Origin of the sequence: Polyangium sp. 15x6 (assembly GCF_029960785.1) — a bacterium.
Classification (GTDB): Bacteria; Myxococcota_A; Polyangia; order Polyangiales; family Polyangiaceae; genus Polyangium.
The window spans coordinates 21973-40992 of record NZ_JASBQE010000067.1; the positions used below are offsets into that span (position 1 = coordinate 21973).

At 68.1% G+C, this 19020-nt stretch carries 13 protein-coding genes; 7 read left to right on the top strand and 6 right to left on the bottom strand.

All coding sequences use genetic code 11. The features are described 5' to 3' along the window. Window position 1 precedes the first annotated feature (1 nt). Window positions 2–760, bottom strand: a complete 759-nt coding sequence (locus QHF83_RS35895; RefSeq protein ID WP_282422541.1) for a hypothetical protein — start codon at window positions 758–760, stop codon at window positions 2–4. Window positions 761–2858: 2098 nt separating this feature from the next. On the opposite strand from QHF83_RS35895, the gene QHF83_RS35900 reads away from it, so the two are divergent. Continuing rightward, complete coding sequence (locus QHF83_RS35900; protein WP_282422542.1) at window positions 2859–4007, top strand: hypothetical protein; 1149 nt, start codon at window positions 2859–2861, stop codon at window positions 4005–4007. Window positions 4008–4160: 153 nt separating this feature from the next. Here QHF83_RS35900 and QHF83_RS35905 read toward each other — a convergent pair whose 3' ends face one another. After that, window positions 4161–5090, bottom strand: coding sequence for a LysR family transcriptional regulator (locus tag QHF83_RS35905; RefSeq protein ID WP_282422543.1), 930 nt, complete (start codon window positions 5088–5090; stop codon window positions 4161–4163). A 76-nt stretch (window positions 5091–5166) separates the two neighbouring features. Between QHF83_RS35905 and QHF83_RS35910 the strand changes: the two genes are divergently transcribed. The 6 genes from QHF83_RS35910 (at window position 5167) to QHF83_RS35935 (ending at window position 11051) form a co-directional block, all read left to right on the top strand. After that, window positions 5167–5985, top strand: coding sequence for a type 1 glutamine amidotransferase domain-containing protein (locus QHF83_RS35910; protein WP_282422544.1), 819 nt, complete (start codon window positions 5167–5169; stop codon window positions 5983–5985). 69 nt (window positions 5986–6054) lie between these two features. Beyond that, window positions 6055–6720 (top strand): glutathione S-transferase family protein, encoded by a 666-nt coding sequence (locus QHF83_RS35915; protein WP_282422545.1) that lies wholly within the window; start codon window positions 6055–6057, stop codon window positions 6718–6720. A gap of 231 nt (window positions 6721–6951) precedes the next feature. Further along, a complete protein-coding gene (locus QHF83_RS35920) occupies window positions 6952–7644 on the top strand; it encodes a TetR/AcrR family transcriptional regulator (RefSeq protein WP_282422546.1) in 693 nt (230 codons plus the stop codon). A gap of 36 nt (window positions 7645–7680) precedes the next feature. Then, window positions 7681–8868, top strand: coding sequence for a cytochrome P450 (locus QHF83_RS35925; protein ID WP_282422547.1), 1188 nt, complete (start codon window positions 7681–7683; stop codon window positions 8866–8868). 93 nt (window positions 8869–8961) lie between these two features. Then, window positions 8962–9684, top strand: a complete 723-nt coding sequence (locus tag QHF83_RS35930) for a response regulator transcription factor (RefSeq protein ID WP_282422548.1) — start codon at window positions 8962–8964, stop codon at window positions 9682–9684. After that, entirely contained in the window at window positions 9681–11051 is a 1371-nt protein-coding gene (locus QHF83_RS35935; protein ID WP_282422549.1) for an ATP-binding protein, read from the top strand. The genes QHF83_RS35930 and QHF83_RS35935 overlap by 4 nt, the downstream gene beginning before the upstream one ends. Before the next feature lie 8 nt (window positions 11052–11059). Here the strand turns inward: QHF83_RS35935 and QHF83_RS35940 are convergent, their stop codons facing one another. From QHF83_RS35940 to QHF83_RS35955, 4 genes are all read right to left on the bottom strand, one after another. After that, window positions 11060–12745 (bottom strand): alpha/beta fold hydrolase, encoded by a 1686-nt coding sequence (locus QHF83_RS35940; RefSeq protein WP_282422550.1) that lies wholly within the window; start codon window positions 12743–12745, stop codon window positions 11060–11062. A gap of 483 nt (window positions 12746–13228) precedes the next feature. Beyond that, window positions 13229–13585, bottom strand: coding sequence for an ADP-ribosylation/crystallin J1 (locus QHF83_RS35945; protein ID WP_282422551.1), 357 nt, complete (start codon window positions 13583–13585; stop codon window positions 13229–13231). Further along, window positions 13582–14361: a hypothetical protein gene (locus tag QHF83_RS35950; protein ID WP_282422552.1), complete on the bottom strand. Its 780-nt coding sequence runs from the start codon at window positions 14359–14361 to the stop codon at window positions 13582–13584. The genes QHF83_RS35945 and QHF83_RS35950 overlap by 4 nt, the downstream gene beginning before the upstream one ends. Window positions 14362–15114: 753 nt before the next feature. Further along, window positions 15115–18990, bottom strand: coding sequence for a protein kinase (locus QHF83_RS35955; RefSeq protein ID WP_282422553.1), 3876 nt, complete (start codon window positions 18988–18990; stop codon window positions 15115–15117). Window positions 18991–19020: the final 30 nt, after the last annotated feature.

Below are 19020 nucleotides of genomic sequence, written 5' to 3' on the forward strand. Positions count from 1 at the left end.
CTCAGAGCCCGCTCGGCCCCGCGCCCGCTCCTCCCTCGGAGGAAGGAGCCCTCGGCGGCAGCACGTCGTCGAATACTTTGCTGATGGAGTCGATGACCCGCGAGAGAACGGGATCGTCCTCGTGACCGCGCCCGTTGGCTTCGTCGATGGCCACCTGAATGGCCGTGCCGAGATCCGTGACCATCTCCTCGAGCTTCTGGATGCGTCGGACCTCCAGTCCATAATCGATCTCGACCTGCTGGGATGCGCCGACCTTCTCGCGATAACGCTCCTCGTAGGTGCGCACCCGCGTGGTAGCGTCCTCCTCGTAGGGCTTGTAACGCACGCGTTCCTCGAAGGTCTCCTCCATTTTGCCCGCGAATGCAGGCCGACCGTCGACGGTCGTGTTGTGCACGACCTTCGGGTTTCGCCGCGGGAGCTTCTGGACCAGCATGGCGAGCGTGGCGTGAGCCTCCTTGAGCGCCCGTAGCTGCGGCACCGTCAAATCGGCCTCGATCCCCCTCCACGTGAAGCGCCCGGTGTTCTTGCCATTGGCGCGTTGCCGTGCGCCGTGCTGGCGCACGACCTCCACCACGATCCCGAGCACCTGACGGGCGACCTCCTCGGGCGGATAGTCGACGTAGGTCTCCCGGGTCTCGGTGAGCTTTTTGCCCTCCGCGTCGAAGGAGACCTTGCGGATCTCGTGGGCGCGGAGCCGCTCGATCCAGCTGGCCGCCTTGGCCAGCTCGCGTTTCTGGCGGGTAAATGTTGCCTGTACCATGTCGAGCCTCTCGTCGGATGGATCCACCCGCGCCGCGGCGCCGGGAGGAGGAAACAATGCGAGTGTTCGTGAAGGCTCCTGGCGCGCTTGGCGCCGCCGCGCCGTCACCGGCGCGGCTTCCCGGGGGCCTTGGGGACTTTCGTCCGGGAGTGCGGCACCAATCGACGCTCCACCCGCTGTGGCGCGCCGCCATTTCGAGCGGATCCTCGGGAGGCCTCACGGTTTTCGCCTGCCGCCGTCTCTGGATCCGCCCGGTGACGGCGCTCCCGCGGGAAACACGCCGCGGGCGTCGACCGGATCGATGTGCCGCGCCCTGGTTACTAGGCGCTCCCCGTGGCCCAGGGGGCGGCGGTTACCCGCCGGTCGGGGTCACGGCAGAACTCACGAATCCACCGCGCGTCACCGCTCGGCGGACCGTAGGGCTTCACTCCCGCACGCGCGACCATTCGTCCGGCCGGAGCCGGACCGGCTGTCGCTCGCCTGCCAGCAGAAGGAGGTGTTGTCTGCGAGGAGCCCCGCCAGGCCAGCGTGATGAGAGAAGTGAACGTTTCGTTCGATGACGGGCCCGCGTGGTGCAACCCTCGCGCGTTCATGTTCGTCTCCGGTGCGACATGGTCACTTGGACCGCCACACCGGACGAGGCTTTCATCGCTCACCGGGCCGAGGCCCGCGGTAGGGTAACAGAAGTACCCGACGGAGCTTTACGACCCCAACGACACAAGGGCTACCTTGCGGCTGCGGTTTGTCGCCGCAGCACCATGACGATGCGGGCACGCTCTACCTTCGTTCGTCCTTCGGTCTTTCGGGACCCGTCTGAGCCCCTACTTGCATGGCGGTGCGTACAGCCTTCGCGAGCCGCGCAGAACGCGTGCATTTCATTGCAGCATGCCCTGTGCGACCCTCGTGCTGCGTCCTCCAACCTTGACCTCCTTGAACCGCTCCGTCCTTCCTGATGACCTCCTTATGCCCTTGGACGAGCGCCTTGTGCGTGAACCTCGGTCCTTGCCGCTGCCAGCACCGGCAGACCGAGGTCACTCCCGGGATCACGAACACTCATGGCCAACGTATCCCAGATCGGCTCGCGGTTCAACCTGGTAGCAGGGGCGTTGGTCGAGGCCTCGGAAGCCGCACGCCTCCCTGGCGCTGCACGGGCGGCGGCATCACGAACTCGCGCGCTCCGCCGTCGGATCGAGGCCACAGGCATCGAAGGAGTGACCAAGGGACGATGCTCGAACGAAATTTGGATCTGCCTCACAGTCCTCCTAGAATGGGTCGTCTTCTGATGATGGCGGAGCGAAAGGGACATCCATGCGCGCAGCACTCGCTTTGGGATTGATCAGTTTCCTCGCAATTGGTTGCGTCGTCGGCGACGATTCCCTCGACGATGATGGTGTGGAGAATACGCAGGAGTCTCAGCTGGCACTGAAAGCACCATCCTGCGCGGACTCGATTCTAGAGCTCCCATGCGGTAGCGTTTGCATCCTCGACTCGCAGTACAAGGTTCGACACATCTGCTACAAGGATGGAAGTCACGCGTGGGAGATCATCGAGAGTCCTTCGTGAAGAGCTGCGACCACCGAGAACCCTACGTGGCGGTGCGTCTCTTCACCCCCGACGACCTGGAGCAGAACCAAGCGGGATCCTCGGCTCCTCGTGGAGGGGGCAGGAGGGCGTGAATCCAAATTGCGTCGCTGCGGAATGACCTTCACCTTCACCCTCGACACCGGCACCGTCGACGCCTTCTACTGGGGTGTGGCCTTCGGCTCGTAACGCGGACGATACAATGGTGCGCGGACGTGACACCGAGGTGTAACGACGGCGTTACTGCGCCCCCGCCGGCGTCGACACGCCGCACCGACACCGTGTAAAATTCCGAGAAACTGGCTCGGTGGTCGCTCTCCGGTGTGGAGAGGGAGGGCTTCTTCGCTGCCGCGGCCCGACGGCAGGTATGGCACGGCGTCTGCTATACCCGGCGGAGTTGCCGGGGGATTCTTTCCCTCCGGAACACCAGAGCCGTACGCGTGGGCTCCTGGAACGGCCTGCTCCTCGTCGCCGTCCTCCTCGCGGACGGGCCCCAAAACTCACATAGGAACGGTCCATGCTGGCGAATCTCCTTTTCCGCTTCGGGCTCGCGCCGCTCGCCTTGGCGCTCGCGTTCGGCCTCTCCGGCTGCTCTTGTGGTCCGGTGTATACCTGTACGTACAACCCAGCGATGGGTGGCACATGCAATGACCCGGACGCGGGGGGCAACAGCCTCCTGTGCTTTGCCGGAGACAACCTGATCACGACCGTCTGCGCCCCCGAGTTGCCTACAAAGAACCCCGTCTGGTGGTGCAGGCAGCAGTGCGAGGCAGATGGCCTGACCAATTGTGATGCGATCGATGAAGCGAAGAACGACTGCGATTGCGTCAAGTGCAGCCCGTCCGCGCCCCCACCTCCCCCTCCCTCGGGCTTCATCCAGTATGAGTGCCAGTGGAACACGAGCACCCCGCCGACCTACAACCTCCAGACCGGGACGGATAGCAATGGGCAGCCCGTGTGGTCCGAGGGGCAGCTGACCGCCTTTTATACGATCTGCGTCCTCGAGGAGCTCGAGTCCATGGCGACGGACCAGTGCCTCACCACCTTCCTGATCGACGTCGCGCAGGGCGGCGGGTATACCGGGAGCGGGGAGGACCCTGTGCTGTACCCGGACAAGCTGCCCAACGGCACCATGATCGAGGCGGAGGAGCTCGGCCCGTGCTCGGATGGCGTCTTCCCGTACACCCCGGTGACCTCCGATGTCCTCGTGACCCTGGTGCTGACGGAGGTGCAATCCTTCACGTCGCCCCCGTCGTCCACGTCGGCGCAGGCCGCGGGGCAGATGGTTTACGGCATCCCGAGCTTCGCGAGCGGGGCTTCCGCCGTGGTCGTCGAGGACCTGCAGCTCTCGACCCCGGGCCCGTACCTCGTCGACGGCGAGGAGATCTCGAATGTCACGATCAAGCTTCTCACGCGGGTCGCCGGTCCTCTCGACCTCACATCGTCCTCCGTGTCGATCCCGGCAGGCAGCGTGGACTTCCTGCTGGAGGCCGACGCAATCGCCGCGGATGGTTCCGACAAACGATACCTCAGCCGGGTCATCTCCCCCGACGACGTGACGCTGACGGTGGATGGGGGCGGCAACGCATCGATGAACGCGTTCTTCCGCGTCAGCCCGACCGAGACGTTGACGGTGAGCCTGAGCGGCGTGCCTCAGAGCCCGTGATCGAGCCACTCGTTCAAGTCATCATGTCATTGATGCGCGCGCTCTTCCGCTAGCCACAAGCGCCTCCGCGATCACGCTCGGCTCGATCGCCACGCGCGCAGCATACCTTCGCGCCTGCGGAGAACCACCCGCTTCTTTTTTTCGACGCTTCGCTCAACGAGGCGCGCGGGGCGCTTGCCGCTCCCGGGCGTCGGACAGGACGAACTCTTTGAGAGCGCGAGCGGCCGAGGACTGAACGGTCCCCCTCGGGTGAATCAACGAAAAGGGCCGGCTCGCCCCGCGGAAAGGCGCGAGGACCTCGATCAGGCTGCCGCGCGCCACGTCTTCTTCCACCAGGAAATCGTAAATCTGCACGAGACCGACGCCCGCCCGCGCGAGCCCGATCACGCCGAGCGCGTCCTCCGAGCACGTGTACGGCGCGTCAGGAACGAAGCTGCGCGGCGCGGGGTGGAAGGTCCACGGTAAAACCCGGCCCGAGCTCGGCATCAGGAATGCGACGCAGGCGTGCTCGGCCAGGTCGTCGGGCGAGCGCGGCGTGCCGTGCCGTGAGAGGTATGACGGGCTCGCATAAACCCCGAGCGGGTAATCGCCGAGCTTGCGCGCGACGAGCGTCTTGTCCTGGATGGTGCCCATTCGAATGGCGAGGTCGTGGCCGTCTCGCACGAAGTCGACGTTGCGGTTCGTGACGTTGACCTCGACGCGGACGCCTGGATATCGATCGCGAAATGCCCCGAGGATCGGCAGGAGGCGATGATGCCCGTACGTCGTGGGCGCGCTGATGCGCACGCGCCCCTCGACGAGCGCGCGTCCGCTCGCGAGGTCCCGCTCGCCGGCCGCGAGCAGGGAGAGGGCTTGCACGCACAATGCATAATAACGGCGGCCGTGCTCGGTCGGGGCGAGGCTCCGCGTGGTGCGGCGAAAGAGGGTGACGCCGAGGGCGTGCTCGAGGCGAGCGACGCTGCGGCTCGTGGCTTGCGGGGTGACGGAGAGGGCGCGGGCCGCGGCGGTGAAGCTCCCGGCCTCGTACGTGCGACAAAACGCCTCGATGCTGGGCAAGCTGCCGGCGAGCGCGGGGGCGATCATTTGAAACACGGTAGCACAGATGCTTGTACGAGCCGTCCTCTACCGGGCAGCCGCGTCCGTCGCTACCCTCCAGGCCATGACGAACCGAACTTCCGACACCGCGGGTGGGCGTCGCGTCGTGCTGCTCGCGCTGCTCGCCGCGGCGGGCCTCACCGCTTGTGGCGGCGCCCCGTCGCCCCATCTTTCCGACGTCTCGACATCCAAGAGCAAGGAAAAAGCCATGACCAAGCGTGTCCTCATCGCGACGACCAGCCACGACAAGAAAGGCGATACGGGCGAGAGCACCGGCGCCTACCTGCCCGAGGTCGCGCATCCGTATGCGGTCTTCAAAGAGGCGGGGTACACGATTGATTTCGCCTCGGTCAAGGGAGGCCAGGTGCCGCTCGACGGCGTGGACCGCAAGGATCCGGTGCAGGCGGCCTTTCTCGACGACGCGCAGGTCGTCGCACGGCTCCACGCGAGCGCGCCTGCGGAGAAGGTCGATCCTGCGGCGTATGACGCGATCTTTTTTGCGGGCGGTCACGGCACGATGTGGGATTTCCCGGACAACGCGGCCTTCGCGAGCGTCGCGGCGAAGATCTACGAGCGAGGCGGCGTGGTGGCCGCGGTTTGTCACGGCCCGGCCGCGCTGGTGAACGTCCGGCTCTCGACGGGCGAATACCTCGTGGCAGGCAAGCAGGTGAGCGCATTCACGAACGAGGAAGAGCGCGCGGTCAAGCTCGAGAAGGTGGTGCCGTTCCTGCTGGAGGACAAACTCGTGGAGCGCGGGGCGCGATTCGTGCCGGCGCCGAACTGGCAAAAGCAGGTGGTCGTGAGCGAGCGGCTGGTGACGGGGCAGAACCCGGCGTCGGCGGCGGGCGTCGCAGAAGCGACGGTGAAGCTCCTGGAGAAGTGAGCCGCCGTTTGTCTTGGGCACGAGGCCTCATGCTGCTATGCTGCGCCCGCAGACCAGCAGGAGATTGCCATGCCCCCGACGCTCTATTATCATCCCTTCGCCTCCTTCTGTCAGAAGGTGCTGATTGCGCTTTACGAGAACGGGACGCCGTTCGAGCCTCGGCTGATCGATCTCGGTGATCCTGCCTCGCGCGCGGAGCTCACGTCGGTGTGGCCGCTCGCGAAGTTCCCGGTGCTGCGGGACGTGGAGCGCGACGTCATCGTCCCGGAATCCAGCCTGATCATCGATTATCTCGGGCGCCATTACCCGGGGCCCTGCAAGCTGATCCCCGCCGATCCGGAGGAAGCGATGCGCGTTCACCTCTGGGATCGCCTGTTCGACAACTATGTCGCCAATCAGGTCACCAAGATCGTGACGGACCATTTCCGCCCCCAGGGACGGCGCGATCCGGATGGCGTGGAGCAGGCGAAGGCCATGATCGCCACAGCCTATGCGCTGATCGAGCGGGATCTGCCCCCAGGCGGCTGGGCTTGCGGCGACGGATTCACCCTGGCGGACTGCGCCGCGGCGCCGGCGCTTTTCTATGCCAATATCGCCGTTCCCTTCGCGGAGCACCCCAAGCTCGTCGCTTATTACGAGCGACTGTGTGCACGCCCGTCCTTTGCCCGGGTGATCGACGAAGCTCGGCCTTACCGGAAGCCCTTTCCATTGGGATGGCCTGCCTCCTACGCCTGAGCGCCGACGAGCGCGAGGTTCCTCGCCACGCGCCACGCGCTTCACGGTCACGTCGATCGTAACGAACCGCACATGGGTGCGCTCGCCCACCACGCGCGAGCGGCGCGGGGACCCCAGCCGTTTCGCTCTTGCCGCTTCTCCCTTGCCACCGACGCAGGGGCTGCTACCTTCGCGATGACCGGTTGACCAACTTCTAAAAATTGGTCACAGGGTCAGCAAGGAGCGCCCCTCGTGTCCGAACGCCCGCAACAGGTCCAAAGCCGCGCCGACCGGATCCTCGACGCCGCGGGCACGCTGCTCTTGCGCATGGGCTACCGGAAGGTGACCATCGAGGACATCGCCAAGCAGGCGGACATCGGCAAGGGCACGGTGTACCTGCACTGGCGCTCCAAGGAGCAGCTGTTCCAGGCGCTGCTCCGGCGTGAGTCCATCCTCCTCGTCGAGGAGCTGCTCTCCGGGCTACGCAAGGATCCGGCCGAGATCAGGCCCCACCGCTTCGCGCGGAGCAAGTTTCTGGCCGTCCACAAGAGGCCGCTCACGATGGCGCTGGCGCTCGGAAACACCGAATTGCTCGGCAACCTGAGGGAGGGCCCGGTCGGGCGACAGGAGCTGCTCGCGGCCGACCGGTCCATCGAGATGATGACCCGCCACGGCCTGATCCGCGCGGATATCCCGAACATCGTCTATGCGATGCGGGCCGCGTCGGCCGGGTTCTACCTGCTCGGCACCGTCGACCTCGGCACCGCCAGCCTCGACCTGGAAGCCAAGGCCGACGCCCTCGCGCACACCATCCGGCATTCCTTCGAGCCTGCCGGCGAGCCACGGAAGGAGGTGATGGCGGCGGCCGCCGCCGAGCTCTGCACCGTCTTCGAGGATCTCATCACTTGCTACCGCAAATGGATCTACGCCGCCGAGCCCGGCTGATCCCGGACCCGGAAGCGCGCGGAAAGGGGAACCGCAATGACGAACCTGGCCGACACCTGGGGCATTCACAAATCACAGTTCTGGCTACGCGGGCAAGTCCCGGACGAACCCGTCCACTTCGCTCCCGAACTCGGGATGTGGAACGTGTACGGATACCCGGAGACGCTGCGGATCCTCGGCGATCCCGGCCTGTTCTCGTCCAACACCATGCGTCTGGTCCCGGAGATCAGGCGGTCCATCGAGGGGAACCTGGTGCAGATGGACCCGCCGGAGCACAAGAAGCTCCGGAGTCTCGTCAGTCACGCCTTCACGCCGAAGGTCGTCGCGGACCTCGAGCCGCGAATCGCGCGTCTGACCCACGAGCTGCTCGACGCGGTGGATGGGCCGGATCGGCTGGAGCTCGTGGCCGATCTCGCGTACCCGCTCCCGGTCATCGTCATCGCCGAGCTCTTGGGGGTGCCCAGCAGCGACCGCGACATGTTCAAGCAATGGGTCGACAAGATGCTGGAGAGCTCCACGCAGTTCTCCCTCGTCAATCGCTCCGAGGAGCAAGAGCGCCAGGTAAAGGTGGCGCTCGAGCAGAGCCAGCTCCTGCTCGATTACCTCGGAAAACACGCCGCGGAGCGCAGGCAAAAGCCACGCGAGGACCTGCTCACCAAGCTCGTCGAGGCCGAAGTGGACGGCGACCGCCTCACCGAGACCGAGGTCGCCAATTTCGCGAACATCCTCTTGATCGCGGGGCACATCACCACGACCATGCTGCTCGGCAACACGGTGCTGTGTCTGGACGCGCACCCGGAGCAAGGGGCGAAGGTGCGCGCGGACCGGTCGCTGGTGCCCGGCGCCATCGAGGAGTCGCTGCGCTTCTTCAGCCCGTTCGCGACCGTCGGCCGATCCACGACGAGCGCGGTCGAGCTCGGCGGCAAGACGATTCCTGCGGACCAGTTGATCATGGTGTGGATCGCGGCGGCCAACCGAGATCCAAGGCAGTTTACGAATCCGAACGAGTTCGACCCGTCCCGTGACCCGAACCCGCACGTCGCCTTCGGACGAGGCATCCATTTCTGCCTCGGCGCGCCCCTGGCCCGGCTGGAAGGGCGGGTCGCGCTGGACATCCTGCTGGATCGTTTCCCGCGCCTGCGCATGGATCCCGAGGCGCCGCCGGAGTTCATCCCCAGCCCGAACATGACCGGCGTGCGCAAGCTGCCGCTGCTGGTCCGCTGAAATTCCCTGTCGATCTCCGCGAACCGCCCTTCCGGCGCGGCGGTTTCGTGCGCTGATCGCGCGGCGAGGCCCGTATGGCTGGAAGCTCGGCGCATGAGACCAGATCGAGATGCCCCGCGGCAGCCACGAATCCTCTTGGTCGAGGATGACGAGCGGCTCGCCGGGCTGATCCAGGCATTCCTCGCGGGGCAGGGCTTTCGTGTCGGGAGGGTCGCCGAGGGACGAGAGGCGATATCGATCATCCTCGGCGATCCGCCCGATTGCGTGATTCTCGACATGTTGCTCCCCGGCGTGGGCGGGCTCGAGGTTTGTCGCGCGGTCCGCGCCGGGTATCCCGGGTTCATCCTCGTGCTCACCGCGCAGGACGAGGACATCCACGAGGTCGTCGCGCTCGATACCGGGGCCGACGACTACCTCGCGAAGCCCGTACGCCCGCAGGTGCTGCTCGCGCGGCTGCGCGCCCTCCTGCGCCGCGGAGCGCGCGCAGCCGCGGCGCCATCGGACGAGCGCGCGCGCATCACCTCGGGCGACCTCGAGATCGATGCCGAGCGCCGGGCCGTCACGCAGAGCGGCGCGCCCGTCTTGCTCACCGACGCGGAGTTCGAGCTCCTCTGGCTGCTCGCCTCGCGCGCCCCGGCGGTGCTGTCGCGGGACGAGCTCGTCGCCGAGCTCCGGGGCATCACGTTCGATGGGCTCGACCGGTCCATCGACATGCGCATCTGCAAGCTCCGCAAAAAGCTCGGCGACGACGAGCCGCCGCATCGGCTCATCCGCACCGTGCGCGGCCGCGGCTACCTCTTCGCGAGGGAGCGATGAACAACCTCTTCCTGCGCTTTTATGCCGGTATCGTCGTCGCCCTCGCGCTGGCCGCGGTCCTCGTCGTCGGCTCGGCCGCGAGGCGCACCCACCCGAGCACCGCCTCGCCTGCGGAGCTCGAAGCCCAGGCGGCGCAGATCGCCGAGCATTACGTCGAGCTCACCGACGGCAACCACTGGCTCATGCAGGAGGCGCTCCGCGCCCATCCTCCCGAGCAGTGGGAGTCCGTGGTCGCGCGCTGGCAGCCCCATTTCCGCTACCCCATCGAGCTCAGGTCCGCGCCGGACGTGCTCGAGCCCGAGATGCCCGCTTTCACGCGCCGCCGCCTCGAGGCCGGCGAGAAAGCGGCCTGGGTCCGGGCCCGAGGGCCCGCGAGCGAGCACCTCGTGCTTTATCTGCCCCTTGAAGGGTCGGGCCGCGTCCTCGTGCAGGATCTCGATCTCGGCCCCCCCGTCGAGGTGCTGATCGAGCTCTTCGGGCGCGATCTCGTGGTGCTGCTCTTGCTCCTCGGTCTGGCCATTCTCGTGCTCACGCGCCCGATCGCGCGGCACGTGAACCGGCTCGCGGACGCGGCGAGCACCCTCGGTGATGGTCGGCTCGACGCGCGCGTAAATACCTCCGCGCCCGAGCCGGTCGCGCACCTCGCGCGCTGCTTCAACGCCATGGCCGAGCGACTCGAGCGATCGGCCGACGAGCAACAGGCGACGCTGCAGGCCATCTCGCACGAGCTGCGCACGCCCATCGCGCGCCTGCATTTCGCGCTCGAAGCGAGCGCGGCAGCCATCGAGGCGAAGGAGGCGCGCGTCCACCTCGACGGGATGGCGAAGGACGTGGGCGAGATGGAGGCGCTCGTCGAAGAGCTGCTCGCCTACGCGCGCCTCCAGCCCGGGGCGCCGCCTCTCGAGGCCGTCACGCTCGACCTCGTCGACCTGGTGGAAGGCGTCGTGCAGGACCTCGCGCCGCTCTCTCCGAATCTCTCCATCGAGATCGACGCGCCCGCGCCCGCCGTTGCCGTCGGGGACCCCCGGCACCTCCGGCGGGCGGTGTGTAACCTCGTGCGTAATGCCCAGCGCCACGCGCGCGCCCGGGTGATCGTTCGAGTTTCGGCGGGAGCGCGCGCGGTGGTGATGGTGGACGACGACGGTCCGGGCATTCCCCCCGAGCAGCGCGCGCGTATCTTTTTGCCCTTCGAGCGCCTCGACGCGAGCCGCAGTCGCTCGACGGGCGGGCACGGCCTCGGGCTCGCGATCGTGCACCGGGTGATGCAAGCCCACGCCGGCTGCGCGAGCGCCGAGAGCAGCGATCTCGGAGGGGCGCGGCTGATCCTCTCGTGGCCGGGCCCCGCCGAGACGCGCGTCGAGCGTTGACGTCGCCGTCAGCGCGGGAATGGATGGCCCTGGCGGGCGCGCTGGAATGCGCGCCGGACCTCGTCGAGTGCGCGGTCCGCGCGCGCTCCGGGCTCCGGCGCTTGCGCCTTGCCGCCGTCCTCCCACAGGTCCGCCGCGCCGAGCAGGGCCCCGGCCATCGCCGGATCGCCGTGGAAATCGAGGGGCACGAGGTCGGCGACGCAGGCCGTATCCACGGGCGCCTCGGGATCCGCTACGAAGCGCGCGAACATCGAGAGCGCGCACGGCGTATGCGGCGGCTCCACCGTCGGCGTCCGCATGACGAGCGCGTGGGGCGCGTCGGGGAACGTGACGAAGGTCTGATGGGGCTGGGTGTAGTTGGGCGCGATTTCTTCCGCGAATTCGAGCGGCGTCTGCGGATCGAGCGTCCCGTTCATGAGGAGCATCGGGACGGTGGTCGGCGCGTATTTGCCGACGTACGCGTCGCGGGCATAACGCGGCCACGCGTCGAAGAGGGCGTATTCGGTGGCGACGTCGCCCGTCCAGAAGAACGCCTGATCCTGGATCGACTGGGCCTCGGCGAGGGGCAGCGGATCGAGCTCCATCATCTCCGAAATGGCGACGTTGAACGAGAGCACCTGCGAGTACAGGTACGCGTCCGGGTTTGCCGCGGACGAGGCAGGCGGCGCCGTCAAGAAGCCGATGAGGTGCTCGAACGCCGCGACGTCCGACGGCGCGCATCGATGGCCCCGGTAGACGAGCGCGGGGACGAGCGGGCGCGTCTCCAGCGTCGCGACGAGCGCCGCGAAGAGCTGCTTCGCGAGGCCCCGCGTGACGCCGAGGTCCGTGATACCCTGGCACTTCTTCTCGTCGAGGCCGTCGAGGAACGCGCCCATGGCGGCGAGCGGCTCCGCCCCGAGTTTGCCGCCGCAGAAAGCGTCCGCGCCGCACGCGCCCATGAACTTCCGGCCGACGTGATCGACCCAGCGATCGAACGTCGTGAGCGAGCAGAGTCCCGCCTGGCAAAGGCCGTCGAGCGTCACCGAGGTCGGTTGGTCCGGGAAGAGCTGGAGGTACCGCTGCGCCCAGTACGTGCCATACGAGACGCCATAGACGTGCGCCTCCTGCCCCGGCGCGCGGGTCCGCTCGATGAGGGCGCCGACGTCGCGCGCGGCGTTCGTCGTGTTGAAATGGCCGAGGTCCGGCCCGAGGGTCGTGTCGAGGTGCGCGAGGCACGCGGCCCACTCGTTCGGATCGATGCCGTCCATGCCGGGCACTTCCTGGTCAGGGCATCCGAGCCGGGCCGAGCGCCCCACGCCCCGATGATCGACGAGATAGATGTCGCTCGACGGCGAGAGCGCCTGGAGCGGCACCGCGAGGGCCTCCTCGAGCCCGGCCCCGGAGCCACCCGGCCCGCCCGTCAAGAGCCAGACCTGCCGGCGTTCGGTCCCGGTCCCCGGAATGCGCTTCACGAAGACTTGCATTTGCGCGCCCCCGGGGTGCTCCCAGTCGAGCGGGACGTCGACCATGGCGCATTCGGCTTCCTTCCCTGCGCCATCGGTGACGATCGGGCAAGGGCTCCAGGCAATGGCCATCGGCGCGCCGCTCTCGCCGCCCCCCGTCTCGTTCGCCGCTCCCTCGTCGCTCCCGCAGCCAGCAACCATGGCGATTGCAGCGCCGGCGATTCCCCAGGTCATCCAAGACATGCTTTTCATTGTGGCTCCACTCCTCGATGGCCCCCCGGAGGACCACCGTGCCGCGTGAGCCGCAGCATGTCCGTCGCAAGTTTGTCGTCACCTTGTAAGTGTTCGTAACGCCGAGGTGAGAACTCTCACCGGCAGGTCGTCGAGGCCTTTTCTGGGGGCCGCCGCGCCGGGGCGCTGCCCCGGGCCCCGCGGGGGCTATCCGCCCCTCGACCCGGACCAGCGCAAGCGCTGGACCATTTGGGGAAGAACTGCGCGATGCGCAGTTCTTCCCACGGGCCCGTGGCAAGACCAGGGACAACGTCGTGGATTGAAGCCGTCTTGGTTGGCAGCGTCGCTCGCCGGTCTTGAATCGGCCTGTTCGATGAACTGCGCATCGCGCAGTTCATCGACCCTGGGTCCAGCGCTTGCGCTGGTCCGGGTCCAGGGGCGGATAGCCCCTGGTGGGGCCTGGGGCAACGCCCCAGCGAAGCGGCCTCCAGAAGAGACCCATGCTCAGCCTTCGGCGCGGTGCTCGCTGATGACTTCGATCGTCCCGACGATGGCGTCGTTGAAGGCTTCGAGCTCCTCGGCGGGGATCCAGTATTCGGCGTGGATCTTCGATCCGACCACCTGGACGTCGTACTTCGCGAGGAAATCCGACTGGACCTCGAACCGGGTCACGTATCCGACTGCGCCTTGCGCCGTGTTCCATCGGCTCGCGATCTGCGCGGCATAGGTCTCGTTGCAGACGGGGTAGAAGATCGGCTGATCCGGCAGGCGCGGCGGGAAGCGGCGGTAGCCGCTGGCCGCGATCAGGTCGAGCTCGGCCTGGCCGACGGGGCGGTAGAGGGTCGTGGAGGCGGCGGTCACGGGGCCACGATACACCGCTCGGTCGGGGGGGCAACTTTGGGACGCCGCTGCCGGACCTTCTTTCCCGGAGCACGAGCGCTGCGCGCCGCGGGGCGGACGTGGAGAGGATACGCGCGGGTGAAGCCTGGGGGCGCGCCGACCGAGACCTCGAGGCGCCATGCGATGCCGCGTTTGTGGGACGTGCACGGGGCTTCGCCGGGCAGCTCGATCGAGGCGTCGTATCGGACGGTTTTTCCTGCGTCCACGGACCGTCCTTGATCGAGGATGTATTCGGCGGAGAAGACCGGTTCTTTCTTTCGGCTGACTTCTTCCGCGACGAACCGCACGAGGAGCGGGTCGAGGGCGAGCGTGTTTCTTGGATTCAGCACGACCCGAAGGGAAAAGGCATGGTCCAGCGTCACCGAGAGCCCCTCGTCGTCGTGGCCGTCGATGCGGACGACCGAAGGCACCACGACGCGTGGATTCGCCCATGACCAGAATGCATAGACGAAGAGGGCGATGGCGCCGGCGCCGAATGCGATGCTCGCCAGGTCTCCATACCCCCCGAAGATGCGCGGCGCGAGCGGTACACCCCAGCGCAGCAGAACCACGGCCGTGACGACCATGCCCACGACGCGGCTGCGCTCGCGAGATTGAAGGCGAGCAAGGGAACGTCGATCCTCGGGCGCAGGTTCGACCAGCTCGCCCACCGGTTCGGTTTCGGGCATCGGGCCCTCCGGCGGCATGCGATATGCGGTCGTGCTCGTGGGATCCGCCGGAGCGCCCCTGTCACCCATGGGGCGCATATCTCACGAGCCGTAGTGGTTTGCAAGGCTTGGAATCACGGGTACGAAGCCTTCGTACCCGCCCCGCCGGACCGTGTCACCCAGGGGCCCGGTCTACGTGCTCGGGCCCCCGGTCTGCGCCAACCGAGGGGATGGGTTGACATCGCCAGCCGCAAGGAAGTGTCACCCGAGGTCCCGGTTTGAGGTGTCACCCAAGATCCCGGTTGCACAGCACACAACTCGCGTCCCTCCGCCCCCACTCGCACCACACTTCCAAGACAGTCGCCCGTGTCCCGCCGGTCACTCCCGCTTGGCCCTCCACCCACACCGGACCATCTCCCAAACTTGTCCAGAATCGTCCGGACATCTCCCCGCCTCCCCCCGCGACCTCTCTCTCCTCTCCCCGCGACCCGTCCACCTACCGCCGCCCACAGTCCCGCCCCTCTTCCCCCCGAAACTCTCCTCCTTCGCTGCCACGCCCGCCCATCCCCGCACCACCTCCACCACCCCCGCAAGCCCCTCGAAACCGTTCCCAGATCCTGCCCCGTCCCCCTTCCCATCCACCCCGCCCATCCACGCCCCCGACGCCCGATCCCTCCCTGCCACACTCGTCCCTCGCCCCTCGAAACCCCGACCCCACCCCCGCCCCCATCCGCGCACCCGCGACCCTGGCATCCCCCTTGCTCAAAGCCCCTGCACACACCGACGTCACCCACGTCGGAATCTCCTTCGACACACCATCACCCTTCCCTCGCGGGAGCCCTCTCAGGCCGCGTCGGCGAGAGCGAAGATCTCGACGTTTTCCGGGACGTTCTCGAGGAAGCTCCGCCGAAGCTCGGGATCCTCGATCTTCGCCGCCTGGGCGAGCAGACGCGCGCGGGCCTCGAAGAGCACCGTCCGCGCGCGCGCAAGGTCGCCGGTCGCGCGCAGGGCCTTGGCGTGGGTGAGCTGCACGAATGCCTCAAAAAGGCCGGCTGTACCGATCTCTTTGCGCTTCGCGACCGCTTCTTCGGTGAGGCTCCGCGCTTCGGCTGCGCGGCCTTGCTGGAGGAGGATGCATGCGAGCGTCGCCATTGCGACCGAGCGCTCACTGGGGGTCGCGGCCAGTTGCTCGATGGCCTCTCGCGCCTCGCGTTCGGCTTCTTGATAGGCCCCGCTGCGCCAGAGGACGTAGGACAGCTCCCTGCGGGCCCAGCCCTCGTAAAACCGGGCACCCCGCGCGTGCTCCCGGTCCACGAAGGAGGAGGCCATTGCGCGCGCTTCTTCCAGCGCGCCGCGGGCCACGAGCACCTCGATGAGCACGTTGTTTGCCCAGACGGAGACTGGGCCCAGCATATTGCCGTGGGAGCGCAGCACGCTCCGCACCTCTTCTTCTGCACGCGCGTATGCCCCGAGGTGGCGGAGCAACGACGCGCCCCATACACGCATGTCGTCGACCTGGAGCCGATCGCCCGCCTCGTCGAAGGAACGCTGTGCCTCTTGCGACGCCTTCAAGCTCGCCCAGAGATTCCCCTCGAATGCGCGCGCACTGGTCTGCGTCCTCTGGAGCCTGGCTCGGACCGTCGGATCACGCTCCCGAGCCCTGCCTCCCACGTGCTCCATCCGCGTCGCGCAGACCTTGGCGAGGTCACGCATGCCGAACATCATCACGACGGAATACACGAATCCGAGGGCCTCGACGATTCGCCCCACGCTCTCCGGGCTTGGCTCCACCTCGCAGATGGCCTGGACGAAGTCGAGGGACACTTCCCGCGTCCCGAGGAACACGGAAGCCACCAGCCTGCCCGTCATGGCCAAGGCCCAGGTCGTATCCCCGACTTCGACCTCGCGCAAAAGCTCATCGGCGACCGCATCGAGCGAAGCCCCGTTCCCGCTCCACCCGTGGGCCATCATGAGGACGATGAACAGCTCCTCGCGCAGCTCCCCCGCCGCTCCGCTGCGGAGCCCGCGCTCGGCGAAGGCGATCGCCGCGGGCAGGTCATTTCCAAGGAGCGTCTGCCTGGAACCTTCGAGGTACCATCTCGCTGCGCGCTCCGGCGCCCCGCCGCGCTCGAAATGCTCGGCGAGGATCATCGCGTCCGTCGACCCGGATCCCTCCAACCATTCCGCCGCGAGCCTGTGCCCGAGCGCGCGATCGGCGTCCCGCAGCGTCGCATAGGCCCCCTCGCGTAGCAGGGAATGCCGGAACGAATACTGCTCCTCCTCGGCAAACCGGCTCGTCGCGCTGCGCTGCACGACCTCGCGCTCGACCAGCATGGCGAGCCACTCGTCCACGCAGAGCGTGTCGTCGAGAGGTCCCAGGAGCGATTCCACGCCGCCCCGCCAGAAGACCTCCCCGAAGACGCTGGCCGCGCGCAGCACGCGGCGCGCCTCGGGCGGGAGCGCGGACAGGCGCGCCTCGACCATCGCGAGGACGGTCTCCGGCAGCACGTCGCCGCGGCCCTCGGCCACGGCCCGGATGAGCTCCTCGAGAAAAAACGGATGGCCGGAGGAGCGCTCGACGACCCGCGCGATCGTCTGCGGCCCGGCGGAATCCCCGAGGGCGTGCCGGGCGAGCTCCTCGGCGGCCCGCGGCGTCAGCTCCCCGAGGCGGAGCTCGGAGAGTCCACGCTCGCCCCATAACCGCGGGAAACGCTCGTGCACCTCGGGCCGGCCAAACGCCGCCACGAAGAGCGGCTTGCCCTTGAGCTCCCGCAGCGCGGCATCGATGAGCTTGACCGAAGCGAGGTCGCCCCAGTGCAGATCCTCCAGGACGAGCAGGAGCGGCTGGGCTCCACATGCGGCGGCGAGAAAGGTCTCCCAGGCGTCACGGATCTGCTCGCTCATGATCCGCGCCTCCCGCCGCGCGACTCGCAGCTTCACGCTCTCGGCGTCGGGGAACGGCGTGCCCGTCATCTCGCCGAGGAACTCCGCCACCCGATGGACGTCGCCCTCGGCCACGTGGCGCGCGACGCGATCGACGAGCTTTCTGCGTCGCTCGTCGACAGGCTCGCCCCCAACCACGGCCGCCGCGTGCCGGATCGCAGAGCCCGCCAGGGCGAACGCAGAGCCCACGCTCATCGGGTCGCCGCGACCGACCCACACGTCGACGCCGGGGCGGAGGCGGTGTACATCGCTGACGAACTCCCGGCGCAAGCGCGATTTGCCGATGCCTGGCGGCCCCGTCACGAGCACCACGCGCGCGACGGCCTCGACGACGGATTCGTCGAGCAGATCGAGCAGCACGCGGAGCTCCCGGTCGCGGCCGACGCAGGGGCTCGGTTTCCCGAGCAACTGGCGCGGGGCCTCGACGATGTCGCTTTCTCCGCGCAGCATGAGCCCGGCGGGTCCCGCTGTCACCTGGAAACGGATATCGAGCAGCCGCGCCGTCACCTCGTCGAGCAGCACCACGCGCGGGGGCGCGGTGCGCGAGAGCGTGGCGGCCCGATCGATCACCTGACCGACCGGGATCCGCTCCTGGAGCTCACTGAGCCCCGTCGCGATTGCAATGGGCGCCTCCGGCTCGTGCTCCGCGAAACGCAGCGCGCACCGCGCGGCACGCGCCACCTGGTCCGCGGCGCTGCCGGTGCCCATGAGGATCGCCAGCACCGAGCCATCCGCGAGCCCCTCGACACGCACGCCGAACGGCGCCGCGACGGCCTCCAGCGCCTTTCGCCGCGACCCCGTCTGCTCCATCGTGAGCGTGCTTTCCCGCGGCGCGCCTCCTCCGCCTCCGCCTCCGCCGCCCACGCCGACGGCGACGATGCTGAGCAGGCGCAGCTCGCCTCTCGTCAACGCCGGAAGGCGCGACGCGGCGGCGTCCCACCACGGCGATGCCTCCTCGGCCTCGAGGGAGGCGAGCGCGTCCGCGACCTCCGCCGCGTCGGCGAGCCGATCCGCCGGATCCTTTGCGAGCATGCACGCGACGATCGCCTCGAGCATCACCGGCACCTCGCGCCTCAGCGTACGCAGCGGCGGAGGGTCCTCGAGCAGGAGCTTCGCGAGCACGGCCATGGCATGCTGGCCCATGAATGCTGGCTGCCCGGTCAGACACTCGAACAGCACGGCGCCGAGCGCGAAGACATCGGCGCGCGCGCCGACCTCCGCCGCGCCGCGCGCCTGCTCCGGGGCCATGTACCCAGGCGTCCCGAGAATGACGCCCGGCTCCGTGAGCCGCGTCGACATGGGGCCGAGGCGCGCAATGCCGAAATCGAGCAGCTTGATGTGATCGAGGGCGCCGTCCACGAGGAAGAGATTGCTCGGCTTGATATCGCGGTGCACCACGCCGCGCGCGTGCGCCTTCGAGAGCGCCTCGGCGACCGAGTGGACCAGCGCGACGCTCTCCTCGACCGCGAGCCTCCCGCGGGAGAGCCGCGCGGCGAGGTCCTCGCCGTCGAGCCATTCCATGGCGAGGAAGGGCTCGCCCGCCACGGTGAACCCGTGCGTGAGATAATGGACGATGCTCGGATGCTCGAGCTCGGCGAGGAGCCGGGCCTCCACGTCGAATCGTGCGATCGCGCGTGGCTCTCTGGCATGGACGACCTTGATCGCGGCCGGTCCACCCTCCTGCAGGTCACGTGCCCGGAAGACCGAGCCCATCCCCCCTGAGCCGACCAGCGCCTCGACCACGAACCGCCCCCCGACGAGCTCGCCTTGCTGCATCGGCGACCCCCCGGTGATCTTTAATGTCGT

Excerpts from the sequence above, each read along its gene's own strand:
- QHF83_RS35905 (WP_282422543.1), bottom strand. The coding sequence starts at position 5,090 with ATGATCGCCCCCGCGCTCGCCGGCAGCTTGCCCAGCATCGAGGCGTTT.
- QHF83_RS35910 (WP_282422544.1), top strand. The coding sequence starts at position 5,167 with ATGACGAACCGAACTTCCGACACCGCGGGTGGGCGTCGCGTCGTGCTG.
- QHF83_RS35925 (WP_282422547.1), top strand. The coding sequence starts at position 7,681 with ATGACGAACCTGGCCGACACCTGGGGCATTCACAAATCACAGTTCTGG.
- QHF83_RS35955 (WP_282422553.1), bottom strand. The coding sequence starts at position 18,990 with ATGCAGCAAGGCGAGCTCGTCGGGGGGCGGTTCGTGGTCGAGGCGCTG.
- QHF83_RS35895 (WP_282422541.1), bottom strand. The coding sequence starts at position 760 with ATGGTACAGGCAACATTTACCCGCCAGAAACGCGAGCTGGCCAAGGCG.
- QHF83_RS35915 (WP_282422545.1), top strand. The coding sequence starts at position 6,055 with ATGCCCCCGACGCTCTATTATCATCCCTTCGCCTCCTTCTGTCAGAAG.
- QHF83_RS35940 (WP_282422550.1), bottom strand. The coding sequence starts at position 12,745 with ATGAAAAGCATGTCTTGGATGACCTGGGGAATCGCCGGCGCTGCAATC.
- QHF83_RS35935 (WP_282422549.1), top strand. The coding sequence starts at position 9,681 with ATGAACAACCTCTTCCTGCGCTTTTATGCCGGTATCGTCGTCGCCCTC.
- QHF83_RS35950 (WP_282422552.1), bottom strand. The coding sequence starts at position 14,361 with ATGGGTGACAGGGGCGCTCCGGCGGATCCCACGAGCACGACCGCATAT.
- QHF83_RS35900 (WP_282422542.1), top strand. The coding sequence starts at position 2,859 with ATGCTGGCGAATCTCCTTTTCCGCTTCGGGCTCGCGCCGCTCGCCTTG.
- QHF83_RS35930 (WP_282422548.1), top strand. The coding sequence starts at position 8,962 with ATGAGACCAGATCGAGATGCCCCGCGGCAGCCACGAATCCTCTTGGTC.